Consider the following 12,237-nt stretch of genomic DNA (forward strand, 5'->3'; position numbering starts at 1 on the left):
CGGCACGGCGGCGGTGTACCGGTCCACCTCAAAGACCGGACACACGGCCGCACTTGGGCAATCATCAATCGGCGACGCGTCCCCCCGTGCCGCCGTATCCACGTGCCCACGTATCCCCCTGCCCCCGTATCCCCCTGCCCCGTGATCCGCTACCCGGCCGAGCCCTGCCACCGGCTCACCGGTCGGCTCACCGCTCGGGTCACCGCTCGGCTCACCCCTCGTCGCCCGGCACCCAGCTCCCGTGCAGCCCCAACGGCACCCGCACCGGCAGATGCATCCGCGCCACGGGCTCCCCGGTGAAGTCCTGTGCGGCGAGGATCACCAGGTCGGAGGCGCCACGCTCCGGGTCGAAGACATACGCCATGACGTATCCGTCGTCCTCCGCGGTGGGTGACGCCGCGGCGACGAACACCCCCTCCCCACCGCCCCGGCCCGCCCGAACTCATCCGCCTCGGTGGTTCCGTGGCGCAGATCGTGGTTGAGCAGCGCGTGGCCGAACCCCTCGTCCGGACGGTCGTCGTCGGGTCCGGCCGGCGGCGCGTAGAGCTCGACGGCGGCGGCGCGTAGAGCTCGATGGCGGCGGCGTACCCGTACCGGTAAGGACGCGCCGTGTAACGGGAGTTGACGCGGGGGAACTCCTGCACCCGGTCACGCGAGCGAATGCAGTTCGCGGGTGCGCGGACCGAAGAGGGAGTGGGCGTTGGCGCTGTACCCCTCCGGGGTCGCCCCCAGGTCGCAGGGGCCGACCGTCTCCAGGTCATGGGTGAGTTCGTACGGGCAGGCCGTACGCCGTGACCTCCTCGGCAACCGGTGCGAAGTTCCCCGACAGATAGCGGTTGACCGTCATGACTGCTGCCCTTCTCGCACGGAGGCGGAGGGGGACGGGGACGGGAACGGGAACGGGACGGGGACGGGAACGGGACGGGAACGGGGACGGGAACGGGAACGGGAACGGGGACGGGAACGGGAACGGGAACGGGAACGGGGAAGACGACAGGGAGGACTCCGGGGCAGGATCAGGGCCGGGCTCGGGGACGGACACCTGGATGGACTCGGGGTCGGCGCCGAACGCCCGCCCCACCGCCGTCATCAGCGCGGCATAGCGACGGGCCGCCGTATCCCCCGTGAAGTGTCCGGCGAACTCCAGACTCACCGCCCCGTGCGACGCGGCCCAGAAGATCTTCGAGATCTCCTGGGCGTCGCCCGGCCGGAAGACACCGGCGTCGATACAGGCGGCCACGGCGGCGGCCGAGGCGTCGAAGGCGGTCTCGGCCACGGCAAGAGCCTCCGCGCTCGGCCGGTATTCGGGTACGGCCTGCTCGAACATCACCCGGCAGTAGGCCGGTTCGGCCAGCGCGTGCTCCCGGTACGCCGTCCCGAGCTGGGTCAGATGCGCCAACGGGTCGTCCACAGACCAACGGGTCGTCCACAGAGGGGACTCGCTCCTGTGCCCGCCGCAGGCGCGCGAACCCCTCCCGGTACAGCGCGTCGACCAGCCCCTCCTTCCCGCCGAACAGGGTGTAGAGGACCTTGGTCGACGAGCCGATGCCGGTGGCGATCCGGCCCATCGTCAGGGCGGCGGGCCCTCCGTGACCAGCAGATCGATGGCGCGGCCGAGGATCGTGGTGCGCACGGATTCCTGACCGGCGCGCTGGGCGTCTTGGCAGAGCGTGCTCATGAGCAACAGTGTTACCCATGGGTAACACTGTTGCCACCACCTGGGCGTGCAGATCACGGGCGGGGGGCCGTCACGCGCCCGCCGTTGCGGTTCGACCGAGGCTTCGCGCTTCACCCTTGATGTTCGGGCTTCGCGCCCCGCTCTCGCGGTTCGGGTGGTGTCTCGCGCCCGCCCGCCCGCCCGCCCGTCCCGCTCAGCGGGAGCTTTTCGCCAGGCGCTCCTCGGGGGCCGTGGGCAACGGCGGCTGCGGCTGATCCGGCTGCTTGAAGACCAGGGTGCGATACGTCCAGAAACGGAAGAGCGTGGCGATGCCGATGCCGACGAACTTGAAGATGTTGTTCTGGAGCGGGCTGTTCCAGTCGAAGGCGTACGTCGCCGTGTACAGCACACCGTTCTCGATGACCAGGCCGATGGCGCTGAAGACCGCGAAGAGCGTCAGCTCCTTCGCGCGCCCGCCCTTGTCCCGGTCCCGGTAGGCGAAGTAGCGCAGACCCAGGTAGTTGAAGACGATCGCGACGACCGTGGCGATCACGCTGCACCGGACCACTGCGAGATCGGTCACCGCCCGGCACAGGTTGAACGCACCCAGGTTGACCAGGACGCCGAGACCGCCCACGGTGCCGAACTTCGCGAGTTCACGGACCAGTCGGCGCAGCCGTCCGCCGGCACCGCCGCGCTCACGTATGGGACTCATGGGGGTCATTCATTCCTTCTCTGGATGACAACTGAAATTGGCCGTATAAGCAGCATGTAGTGTAAACGTTTGTGAAAAACTCGCGCTGATTTGACTGACTGGGGACTGGTGTGACGGAAGCGGTACTGCTAGTGGGCGGCAAGGGCACTCGCCTGCGGCCCCTGACGGTGAACACCCCCAAGCCAATGGTTCCGGCGGCGGGAGTGCCGTTTCTGGCGCATCAGCTCGCCCGGCTCAAGTCGGCCGGGGTGGACCATGTGGTGCTCGCCACGTCCTATCTGGCCGAGGTGTTCGAGCCGTACTTCGGTGACGGGTCGGCGCTCGGGCTGCGGCTGACCTACGTCACCGAGGAGGAGCCGCTCGGCACGGGCGGCGCCATCCGGTCCGCCGCCGACGCCCTGACCTCGGCGCCGGCCGAGCCCGTGCTCGTCCTCAACGGCGACATCCTCACCGGCCTCGACATCGCGCACCTGGTGCGGCGGCACGAGGCGGCCCAGGCCGCCGTCACCCTGCATCTGACCCGGGTCGAGGACCCGCGCGCCTTCGGGCTCGTGCCCACCGACGAGACGGGCCGGGTGCTCGCCTTCACCGAGAAGCCCACCAGCCCGGCCGAGATCGTCACCGACCAGATCAACGCCGGTTGTTATGTCTTCCGCCGGGAGGTGATCGACGCCATCCCCACCGGCCGTCCGGTCTCCGTGGAGCGCGAGACCTTCCCCGGTCTGCTGGCGGACGGGGCCCATCTCCAGGGCGTCGTCGACCGCACCTACTGGCTGGACCTGGGCCGGCCGGACGCGTTCGTCCAGGCATCCGCCGACCTCGTACGGGGCGTCGTGGCCTCCGCGGCCATGCCCGGCGAACCCGGTGAGTATCTGGTGCTGCCGGGGGCGAAGGTCGCCGCGGGCGCCAAGCTCGGCGGCGGCACGGTCGTCGGCGCGGGCGCCGAAGTGGCCGAGGGCGCCGTGGTCGAGGGCTCGGTCCTGCTGGACGGCGCGCGCATCGAGGACGGCGCGTGCATCAGCGACAGCCTCATCGGCGCGGGCGCCCGGATCGGCGCGCGCACCGTCGTGGACGGCGCCGTCGTCGGCGACGGCGCCCAGGTGGGCGCCGACAACGAGCTGCGCAAGGGGGTCCGGGTGTGGTGCGACACGCGCCTGCCGGACGCCTCCGTGCGCTTCTCCGCCGACTGCTGAGCCCGCCCCACCGCACTTTCCTTCCGTGGCATGCACGGACCCGCACGCTCCGTGGCATGCACGGACCCGTAGAAAGCACCGAGCACGTGGCTACCACCGCACCGGCCCCGCACACCGCGCGGCTCCCCGCACCGCTTCCCGACGTCTGGGCCCGTACCGCCCTGACCATCGTGATGCCGACCTACAACGAGGCCGAGAACCTCCCCGGTATGGCGAAGGAGCTGATGGCCCTCGGCCTGGAGGGGCTGCGCCTGCTGGTCGTCGACGACAACAGCCCCGACGGCACCGGCCGGGTCGCCGAGGAGCTCGCCGAGCAGTACCCGGGCCGGATCGACGTACTGCACCGCACCACCAAGGACGGTCTGGGCCGGGCGTACGCGGCCGGTATGACCCGGGCCGTGGACGACGGCGCCGCCTACGTGTTGCAGATGGACGCCGACGGCAGCCACCCCGTCGAGTACGTACCGCAGATGCTGGGCAGCGCGCTGTCCACCGGCGCCGGTCTGGTGGTCGGCAGCCGCTATGTGTGCGGCGGCCGACTGGCCGAGGAGTGGGGTCTGCACCGGCGGCTGCTCTCCCGCTGGGCGAATCGCTACGTCAGCACCGTGCTGCGCACCGGACTGCGCGACGCCACGGCGGGCTTCGTCCTGTGGCGGGCCGACGCGGTCCGCGCCGCCCGGCTGGACCAGGTCCGCTCCAGCGGCTACAGCTTCCAGGTCGAGCTCAAGTACCAGGCCGTCGGCGCCGGATTCACCGCGCTGGAGATACCCATCCACTTCGAGGAGCGCCAGATAGGCGCGTCCAAGATGTCGGCCGCCGTACAGGTCGAATCCGCGATCATGCCGTGGCGCATCCGGCTCGACGCGATACGCGCGCCCCGCAAGGGGAACGCTCGGCCGGCCGGACGGGGAGCCGGCCGGTGAGCACCGGTACGGAGTGGGTCGAGGACCGGATAGCCGCGGACCGGGCCGACGCGGCGCGGGCCGGGGGCGCGGGCCCGGGGTCCGCCCCGCCGCCCGCCGGCCCGCACCGGCACCGACGCCGGCGCCTGGACCGCCGGGTGCGGGGACTCGCGCTGCCGGGCCTGGTGGCGGTGGTCTTCGTCGTCCTGCACGTCTTCGCCTTCCCCGCCTCGCTCTTCTCCAACGACTCCTACCGCTACGCCCGCTCGGCATACGAGTACCTCGGCGATACGCGGGCGGACGCGCAGCACAAGGCGCTGGTGGCGTTCTGCAAGGACGAGGGCAACCGCAAGTACCGCGGCCAGCTGCTCGACGAGATGAAGTTCACCGAGCCGCGCGACCCGAAGCCGTACGAGCGCTGTATGAAAGCCTCCGAGGCCAAGGGGCTCGGCCCCAACGATCCGCGCTACGAGCGGATCTTCGACACCCGGCCCCTCTACCCGCTGCTCGCCGCGCCCTTCGTCGGGCTCATGGGCGCCAAGGCCGGGCTGAGCGCGGTGTCCCTCATCTTCACCACCGCCGGCGGGTTCTTCCTGCTGGCCGCGTTGCGCCGGCTCGGGCTCTCGCGCGGACTCGCCGTGCTCGGCCAGTGCCTCTTCTATGCGACCCCGCTCGCCACCTGGGGCACGCTGCCACTGGCCGAGGGGCCGCTGCTGTCGATGCTCGCGGCGATGCTGCTGGGCGCCGTGGCCCTGCTCCAGGGCCGGGTCCGCACCGGCGCGCTGATATACACGGCGGCGCTGGCGGTATCGGCGGGCGTGAAGTACTCCAGCGCCCAGATGGCGGCCATGATCATGACCGCCGCGGCCGCCGCGATGCTGCTCTTCGTCCGCCGCACCCGCCACCGGGGCACCTGGTGGCTGTTCGGCCTCTCGGCCGGGACCACGGCCGCCGTCGCCCTGGTCAGCAAGCTGATGGCGCTGCCCGGCACCACGGCCACGCTCCAGGACACGTTCAGCAAACACTGGACCAAACCCGAAGTGGCCGCTCCCTGGCAGGACCTGTTCCACCTCAACCACAACTTCTGGTGGCAGTGGGCCCAGCAGCAGTCACTCGCCCCGGTCATCGTGTTCCCCCTCGCACTGGCCCTGTGGGGACTGTGGCGGCGCTCGGCACCACTGGCCCTGGTGGTCACCGGTCTCGGCGCCACCGGCATCGCCACGGTCATCGCCCACCCCGTCTACTTCCAGGCGGACCGGCTGTACGCGGCGGTGTGGCTGATCACCGCCGCGGGGCTGCCGATCCTGCTGGACGAGGTCATCAAGCGCGCTGTGCAACGGCGGTGCGGGACGGCGGAGCCGGAGCTGGGGCCGGTGCCTTAGCGGTCGCGCGGACAGGCGTACTGATGGCACCTCGGCCGCGAGGCAGGCACAGGTCCTGGCGATCACGGAGTTGCGCCACTCCGTGATCGCCAGGACCTCTGCCTGTATTGCTACCATGACCGGCCGAACCACTCCGGGCCACTCGCCCCCAGCACCCCGCCCCGGGACGGCCGTCCGGCCGGCGGACGCAGTCTGCTGGCGCTCCGCCGGGGTCCCCCGGCGCCCCGTCAGCAGATCGCCGACCGCCCATCAACCAATCTCCGACGGCCCCGCCGCGAACGCCTGGGCGACGGCGAGGCTGTCCTCGTAGACGTGGTGCCGGGTGACAAGGCCGTCTTCGACCGTGAGGTGCAGGGCGAACCGGGCGCTGTAGGCGCGCCCGGTGGACCGGGCGGTCTGGCGGATCACGCCGAGCACGACCGCATCGGCGCCGTCTATGAGAATGCGCTCGATCTCGGTGGCCGCCCGCCCGGGGACGTGGTGCTCGGCCAGCTCGCGGTAGTGGGCGGCGGCGTCGGCGCGGGTGGTCCGGTGGCGGATCCACGGGGTGGCCGCGCGGCCGTGCTCCGCCTCCGGCCAGTCCAGCTGCCAGTCGCCCCGTTCCGCGTACAGCTCGGCGATCTGCTCGGGGTCGCCCTCGCCGATCCGGCGCAGGAGTTCCTCCACCACGGTGCGCGTGGTCGTGGGGACGGGGGTGGCTGTGGCCATGGCTGATGCCTCCAACGTGGCGGCCGCGTCGCACCGACGCGGCGAGATCGCCATTCTTGTCGGCGACGGCGGTCCACGACGATTACCTCCCGGGTAAGCGTGCGCACCATCGTGATCCACGCTCGCGGCAGGCACCGTCCGGTCCGTACGGCCGGTCAGGCGCCGCCCGTTCATCCGATGCGCCGGGGGCTCCCCCGCCAGTGGCCCGCCGGAGCGCACCGCCCACGGCCCGTCACGCCTCCGGCGTCCACCGCTCCCCGCCCATCAGCCGCCCCAGTCCGGCCCAGGCGAAGTTCATCAGTGTGGCGGCCGTGTCCTTCGCCGCCGGACGTTCCCGCTCCCCGGACGCGCCCTCGTCCGTACGGGCGTTGGCCCACTCCGCGAGCGACTCGGCCGCGCCGACCAGCGCATGCGCCAGACCCGCCACCTCACGGTCGGCCAACTCACCGACGCAGCCCGCCTCCTGGGCCGCCGCGCCGATCAGCGCCGTCACGAACCGCACGATCTCCGCCCGCATCGCGGCCACTTCGAGGGCGAACGGCTCGCCGTGCGTGCGCGCCTGCTGATGCAGCACCGCCCAGCCGTCGGGATGCTCGGCGGTGTGCGCGAAGAAGCCCGTCAGCCCGCTCCACAGCTGGCGGTCGGCGGGCGCGTCCGGCTCGACGGCCGCCGTCACCGCCTCGACCAGCGCCGCCGCCTCCCGCCGGATCACCGCACTGAACAGCTCTTCCTTCGAGTTCAGATAGAGGTAGACGAGCGGCTTGGAGACCCCGGCCACCTCGGCGATCTCGTCCATCGAGGCCGCCCGGTAGCCACGCCGCGCGAACGTGCGCACCGCGGCGTCCAGCATCTGCTGCTCCCGCACCGCCCGCGGCACCCGTTTGCTCTTCACAGCACCCACGCCGATCGTCCCTCCAGCCCGCCCCTTTACCCCGAAGTAAGTTTACGATCTCCCCTCCCCGGCCCCCTGTCCTTGACCTCATCACGCCAATACGAGACGATACGTCTCGTCGCACCATTCGCACTGCTCGTCGCACTGCTCGTCGCGCCATACGTTGCGCCACTCGTCGCACCACACGTCACGGCCGCGCCGGTCGTCACCCCTGACATACCGTGCCGGCCATCCCCCTGGAGGACCGTCCATGCAGCAATTCGTCGAAGCCGCCCCGGGAATCCGCCTGTGGACCGAGCAGCGCGGCGCCGCCGACGCGCCCCCGCTGCTGCTGATCATGGGCGCCACGGCGCCCGGCCCCGGCTGGCCCGATCCGCTGGTCGACGCGCTCGCCGCCCACCACCGGGTCATCCGCTACGACCATCGCGACACCGGCCGTTCCACCTGGTCCTTCGACGAACAGCCGTACCGCATCACCGATCTCGCCCAGGACGTGATCGCCGTCCTGGACGGCCTCGGCGTCGACCGGGCCCATATCGCCGGCCTGTCCCTGGGCGGCATGCTGGCCCAGCTGACGCTGGCCGATCACCCCGGCCGGGTCCTCAGCGCCACCCTGATGGGCACCGGCGCCCTCAGCACCGCCCCGTACACCCGTCCCGACGGCACCGAGATCCCGGCCGGCGACCTGCCCGGCATCTCGCCGGAGGTCCTGGAGATGTGGGCCCGCCCCGTCGAGGACCACGGCCCGGAAGCCGAACTGGACCGCCGGATCGCACACTGGCGCGTACTCGCCGGCCGCCAACTCCCCTTCGAGGCCGACTACTTCCGCACCTTCGAACGCGGCATCATCGAGCACACCGGCCGTTACACCACCTCCACCGCACACGGCCGCGCCGACAGTTCCGGCATGCTCCGCACCGAGCGGCTCGCCGCGAACGAGATCCCGACCCTGGTCGTCTCCGCCCCCGCCGAACCGGTCTTCCCGCCCCCGCACCCGCACCACCTCGCCCAGGTCATCGGCAACGCGCACGTCGTGGAGATCCCGGGCATGGGCCACGCCCTCCCCCCGGCCGTCCACGCCCCGCTCGCCGCGGCACTCCTGCGCCACACGGGGGCGACCGTCTGACCGGGCGGACCCGCCGGAAGGCACCGAGCAGGCTCTCTCCGTCTCAGCTCTTGTACAGGTAGTACGTGTCCCGCAGGTCGGGGTCCGAGGTCAGGAAGAACAGCGCCAGCTGCCCCTTCTCGCCCTTGGTGACACTCAGGTCCCAGGAGGCTTCGGCCGGTGCCGGAGCGGTCCGTTGCGCCGCCCCCGTCGGCGGCGGGGAGAAGGGCGGGGGCCACTCTACGGACGGGGACGGTGTTACGGACGAAGATGGCGTCGCGTTCGGGGACGGCCGTACGCGGACCCGGACGACGGGGCCGTCGTTCACGAGGTTACGGAACCTCTCGCGGCCGGGCCCGGACAGTGACCAGGTCCCGGTAGCGGTCATCCGCCAGCCGTCGTCGAACGCGAATTCCTGGCCGTCGAGACGGGCCAGCTCGGCAACGCCGTCCGGCCGCAGGGTGAGCGCACTGCCGCCCCGGCCCCGCCATGTGCCGTGCAGATCGGACGCGCCCACGGAAACCGCCGACGGGAGCGGCGCGTACCGGTTGTCGACGAGACACGAGGACGTACCGGCGATCAGTGCCGCCACGACCGCCACCGCGCCCCAGCCCCGCCGCGAACGGGCGGACCCGCGCACACGGATGGCCGACGGCCCGCCCTTGGCTGCTCTCTTCACCACCGCATCATCCCCCGCGTCATCCCCCGCACGAACCCGGCACCGTACAGCGGCCGTTCGGATCGGCCGCTGTACGGTGCCGCCGCCCGCTCCGGATCAGGGCTGCCCAACCCCGCGCCCCACGACAGCGCTCCCGCAGCCGGATGTCCGTGGCTGCGGGAGCGCTGTCATGGGGGCGTGGTCGTAGGCGGTGTGTCCAGAGCCTGTGTCCGTGGCCCGGCCGTGGCCCGGCCGGACTGATCGCGGCCGGGGAGGCGTTCCCCGGCCGCCGTGTCAGCTCACGCCGGCCGTGGCCGGGACGCCGATCTTGGCCTCGGAGACCTCGGCCACGGCGTCGCCGTCCAGGCTGATGTCCGCAGCACGCCCGTACGCCTCACGGTCCAGGATCTTCTCCTTGGCGGAGACCAGGATCGGGATGACCACCTGGCCGGCGACGTTGGTGGCCGTACGCATCATGTCGAGGATCGGGTCGATCGCCATCAGCAGGCCGACGCCCTCCAGGGGGAGGCCCAGTGTGGAGAGGGTCAGGGTCAGCATGACCGTCGCGCCGGTCAGGCCGGCGGTGGCGGCCGAGCCGATGACGGAGACGAAGGCGATCAGGAGGTAGTCGCCGATGCCCAGCGGGACATCGAAGATCTGCGCGATGAAGATCGCCGCGATGGCCGGGTAGATCGAGGCGCAGCCGTCCATCTTGGTCGTCGAGCCGAACGGCACCGCGAAGGAGGCGTACTCCTTCGGCACACCGAGGCGCTCGGTGACCTTCTGGGTGACGGGCATGGTGCCGACCGAGGAGCGGGAGACGAAGGCCAGCTGGATGGCGGGCCAGGCGCCCTTGAAGAACTGGAGCGGGTTGACCTTGGCGACCGTGCCGAGCAGCAGCGGGTAGACGCCGAACAGGACGATGGCGCAGCCGACGTAGATGTCGACGGTGAAGGTCGCGTACTTGCCGATCAGGTTCCAGCCGTACGTCGCGATGGCGTGGCCGATGAGGCCGACGGTGCCGATCGGGGCGAGGCGGATGACCCACCACAGCGCCTTCTGAAGCAGTTCGAGCACCGAGCGGCTGATCTTCAGCACCGGCTCGGCCTTGGCACCGAGCTGGAGGGCGGCGATTCCGGCGACGGCCGCCATGAAGACGATCTGGAGGACGTTGAGCTCGGTGAACGGCGTGATGACGTCGGTGGGGACGATGCCGGTCAGGAAGTCGATCCAGGAGCCGGCGTGCTGCGGGAGCTTGCCGTCCTTGGGGGTCAGGCCGGTGCCCGCGCCGGGGTTGGTGAGCAGGCCGATCGCCAGGCCGATCGCGACGGCGATCAGCGAGGTGACCATGAACCACAGCAGGGTGCGGGTGGCGAGCCGGGCGGCGTTGTTGACCTGCCGCAAGTTGGTGATCGACACCAGGATGGCGAAGAAGACGAGGGGGGCGACGGCCAGCTTCAGCAGCTGGACGAAGAGGTCGCCGATGTGCTTCAGGGTGGACGCGAGCCAGCCGACGTCACCGCTCTTGGCGACCCAGCCGAGCAGCACGCCGAGGACGAGGCCGGTCAGGATCTGGGCCCAGAACGGGACCTTGGGTATGCGGAACTTGGGAGTCTTGGGGGCCTGGGACGAGGCCGGGGTCTCGGCAGACGTGGACAACGGACACACTCCGGGGACAGGTGACGGCGTCGGGAAGCAGTGAAGGGCGCCAAGAGGTCCGTACAGGGATCTCCGGCCGCTGTGAGGGGTCAGCGGCGGCAACAGGCCGCGGACATACAGCGGCAAAGATCGACGTGCAGGCGCGCCACGAGCGGAACGCTCATGGGGAAGGCGGGCGCGGCTGCTGTCTTCATGTCAGGTACGTTAACACTTGAACTTTGAGGGACCCAAAGAAGATCTTTGAGATCTCACGGCGCGGACCGCGGAGATCTCACCGCTCGGACGGCCCGGACCGGTACGTCCCGCGGAACCACCCGGCCGTCCCGCCGGTACGTCCCGGAAACGCGCAGCCGCCCCGCCGCGGAGCGGAACTCCACGGCGGGGCGGCTGTCGGGTGTGTGTGCGGTGTCCTACGACAGCCCGTCCTCCTGGCCGGCGTTGGCCGCGAGCCGTTCGCGCTGGCGGTCGACCTTGGCCACGATCTGCTCGGACATCGCGTCGCGCTGCTTGCGGAGCAGGATGAAGCTGAGCGGTGCGGAGATGACGATGGCGAGCAGCAGCAGCCAGACGGTGTTGGCGCTGCCGACGCCGAGCGGAATGATCCGGAAGTAGGCGAGCACCCACACCACGGCGAACGAGGCGACGAAGAGGCCGATTCGAAGGGCGGTGTAGCGGAGCGTGGCGAACTTGTGGCTACTCACGGACGGGACCTTCTTCTCAACGGCAACCAAAGGGTCACCCTCCAGTCAAGCACAGCGGCCCGCGTGATCTTCCTGACCCCCGTCGGCGGCCCGCGTCCCGCAGCTCAGTGGAGTTCGAGCCACATCGTGATGTCGTCGCGGAAGTCGTCGTCGGCGACCTTGATCGCGCCGGGCACCCGGCCGACCTCCTTGTAGCCGCAGGCGGTGTAGAAGCGGGAGATGCCCGTGCCGCCGCGGCAGGTGAGCCGTATGCCGGTGATGCCGTCGAGAGTGCGGGCGGCGTCGGCGACCGCGGTCATCAGCGCGCGGCCGGTGCCCCGGCCCTGCTGAGAGGGGTGCACCATCACGGTGTACACCCACAGCCAGTGCCGCATCAGCCGGTGGCTGTTGAGGTTCAGGAACGCCGTCGCCAGCACCCGGCCGGCCGCGTCCCGGCCCACCACCAGGCGCTCGCGCCCCTCGGCCATCGCCGCCAGATGCCCCAGCAGGTCGGGGCGGATGTCCTCGGGCGTCACCGGCGGGACGAAGCCGACGGCGCCGCCGGCGTTGCTGACATCCGTCCACAACTCACATATCCCGTCACGCAGTCCGGGGGTGACGGAAGGGTCCAGGTCGAAGCGCACGCTCATGACCTGGACCCTAGACCCGGCCACTGACATCGTCAG

13 protein-coding genes are annotated in these 12,237 nt (G+C 71.1%); 4 read left to right on the top strand and 9 right to left on the bottom strand.

The features are described 5' to 3' along the window. Positions 1-211: 211 nt before the first annotated feature. From ACLJWH_RS12730 to ACLJWH_RS12740, 3 genes are all read right to left on the bottom strand, one after another. On the bottom strand, positions 212-412 hold the full coding sequence (locus ACLJWH_RS12730; protein ID WP_411141735.1) for a carotenoid oxygenase family protein: 201 nt from the start codon (positions 410-412) through the stop codon (positions 212-214). Between the two features lie 345 nt (positions 413-757). Further along, entirely contained in the window at positions 758-1,411 is a 654-nt protein-coding gene (locus tag ACLJWH_RS12735) for a TetR-like C-terminal domain-containing protein (protein WP_411141736.1), read from the bottom strand. Between the two features lie 460 nt (positions 1,412-1,871). Further along, on the bottom strand, positions 1,872-2,372 hold the full coding sequence (locus ACLJWH_RS12740; protein WP_411141737.1) for a GtrA family protein: 501 nt from the start codon (positions 2,370-2,372) through the stop codon (positions 1,872-1,874). Between the two features lie 110 nt (positions 2,373-2,482). On the opposite strand from ACLJWH_RS12740, the gene ACLJWH_RS12745 reads away from it, so the two are divergent. From ACLJWH_RS12745 to ACLJWH_RS12755, 3 genes are read left to right on the top strand one after another with little or no spacing between them, the layout of a single operon-like run. Continuing rightward, on the top strand, positions 2,483-3,565 hold the full coding sequence (locus tag ACLJWH_RS12745) for a sugar phosphate nucleotidyltransferase (RefSeq protein WP_411141738.1): 1,083 nt from the start codon (positions 2,483-2,485) through the stop codon (positions 3,563-3,565). Between the two features lie 56 nt (positions 3,566-3,621). After that, a complete protein-coding gene (locus ACLJWH_RS12750) occupies positions 3,622-4,488 on the top strand; it encodes a polyprenol monophosphomannose synthase (RefSeq protein ID WP_411141739.1) in 867 nt (288 codons plus the stop codon). After that, entirely contained in the window at positions 4,485-5,849 is a 1,365-nt protein-coding gene (locus tag ACLJWH_RS12755) for a hypothetical protein (RefSeq protein WP_411141740.1), read from the top strand. Before ACLJWH_RS12750 ends, ACLJWH_RS12755 begins: the two co-directional genes overlap by 4 nt. Positions 5,850-6,098: 249 nt before the next feature. Here the strand turns inward: ACLJWH_RS12755 and ACLJWH_RS12760 are convergent, their stop codons facing one another. After that, positions 6,099-6,557, bottom strand: a complete 459-nt coding sequence (locus ACLJWH_RS12760; protein WP_411141741.1) for a nuclear transport factor 2 family protein — start codon at positions 6,555-6,557, stop codon at positions 6,099-6,101. A gap of 232 nt (positions 6,558-6,789) precedes the next feature. Further along, positions 6,790-7,458: a TetR/AcrR family transcriptional regulator gene (locus ACLJWH_RS12765; RefSeq protein WP_411141742.1), complete on the bottom strand. Its 669-nt coding sequence runs from the start codon at positions 7,456-7,458 to the stop codon at positions 6,790-6,792. A 241-nt stretch (positions 7,459-7,699) separates the two neighbouring features. Between ACLJWH_RS12765 and ACLJWH_RS12770 the strand changes: the two genes are divergently transcribed. After that, positions 7,700-8,575: an alpha/beta fold hydrolase gene (locus tag ACLJWH_RS12770; protein WP_411141743.1), complete on the top strand. Its 876-nt coding sequence runs from the start codon at positions 7,700-7,702 to the stop codon at positions 8,573-8,575. 43 nt (positions 8,576-8,618) lie between these two features. On the opposite strand, the gene ACLJWH_RS12775 is transcribed toward ACLJWH_RS12770, so the two are convergent. The 4 genes from ACLJWH_RS12775 to ACLJWH_RS12790 all read right to left on the bottom strand — a co-directional run bounded on the left by ACLJWH_RS12775 (position 8,619) and on the right by ACLJWH_RS12790 (position 12,201). Beyond that, positions 8,619-9,233 carry a hypothetical protein gene (locus tag ACLJWH_RS12775; RefSeq protein ID WP_411141744.1) on the bottom strand — a complete coding sequence of 205 codons (615 nt, stop codon included), beginning with the start codon at positions 9,231-9,233 and terminating at the stop codon, positions 8,619-8,621. 273 nt (positions 9,234-9,506) lie between these two features. Then, positions 9,507-10,871: a dicarboxylate/amino acid:cation symporter gene (locus ACLJWH_RS12780; RefSeq protein WP_411141745.1), complete on the bottom strand. Its 1,365-nt coding sequence runs from the start codon at positions 10,869-10,871 to the stop codon at positions 9,507-9,509. Positions 10,872-11,281: 410 nt separating this feature from the next. Further along, the gene (locus ACLJWH_RS12785; protein WP_411141746.1) at positions 11,282-11,572 is read right to left on the bottom strand and encodes a DUF4229 domain-containing protein; all 291 of its coding nucleotides are present in this window, start codon (positions 11,570-11,572) and stop codon (positions 11,282-11,284) included. 104 nt (positions 11,573-11,676) lie between these two features. Then, positions 11,677-12,201: a GNAT family N-acetyltransferase gene (locus ACLJWH_RS12790; RefSeq protein WP_411141747.1), complete on the bottom strand. Its 525-nt coding sequence runs from the start codon at positions 12,199-12,201 to the stop codon at positions 11,677-11,679. Between the last annotated feature and the right edge of the window lie 36 nt (positions 12,202-12,237).

It is taken from the genome of Streptomyces sp. x-80 (assembly GCF_046549095.1).
GTDB lineage: Bacteria > Actinomycetota > Actinomycetes > Streptomycetales > Streptomycetaceae > Streptomyces > Streptomyces celluloflavus.

What these genes read in the sequence shown, in the direction of transcription:
- ACLJWH_RS12740 (WP_411141737.1), bottom strand. Translation starts at nt 2,372, where the DNA reads ATGAGTCCCATACGTGAGCGCGGCGGTGCCGGCGGACGGCTGCGCCGA.
- ACLJWH_RS12750 (WP_411141739.1), top strand. Translation starts at nt 3,622, where the DNA reads ATGCACGGACCCGTAGAAAGCACCGAGCACGTGGCTACCACCGCACCG.
- ACLJWH_RS12760 (WP_411141741.1), bottom strand. Translation starts at nt 6,557, where the DNA reads ATGGCCACAGCCACCCCCGTCCCCACGACCACGCGCACCGTGGTGGAG.
- ACLJWH_RS12770 (WP_411141743.1), top strand. Translation starts at nt 7,700, where the DNA reads ATGCAGCAATTCGTCGAAGCCGCCCCGGGAATCCGCCTGTGGACCGAG.
- ACLJWH_RS12790 (WP_411141747.1), bottom strand. Translation starts at nt 12,201, where the DNA reads ATGAGCGTGCGCTTCGACCTGGACCCTTCCGTCACCCCCGGACTGCGT.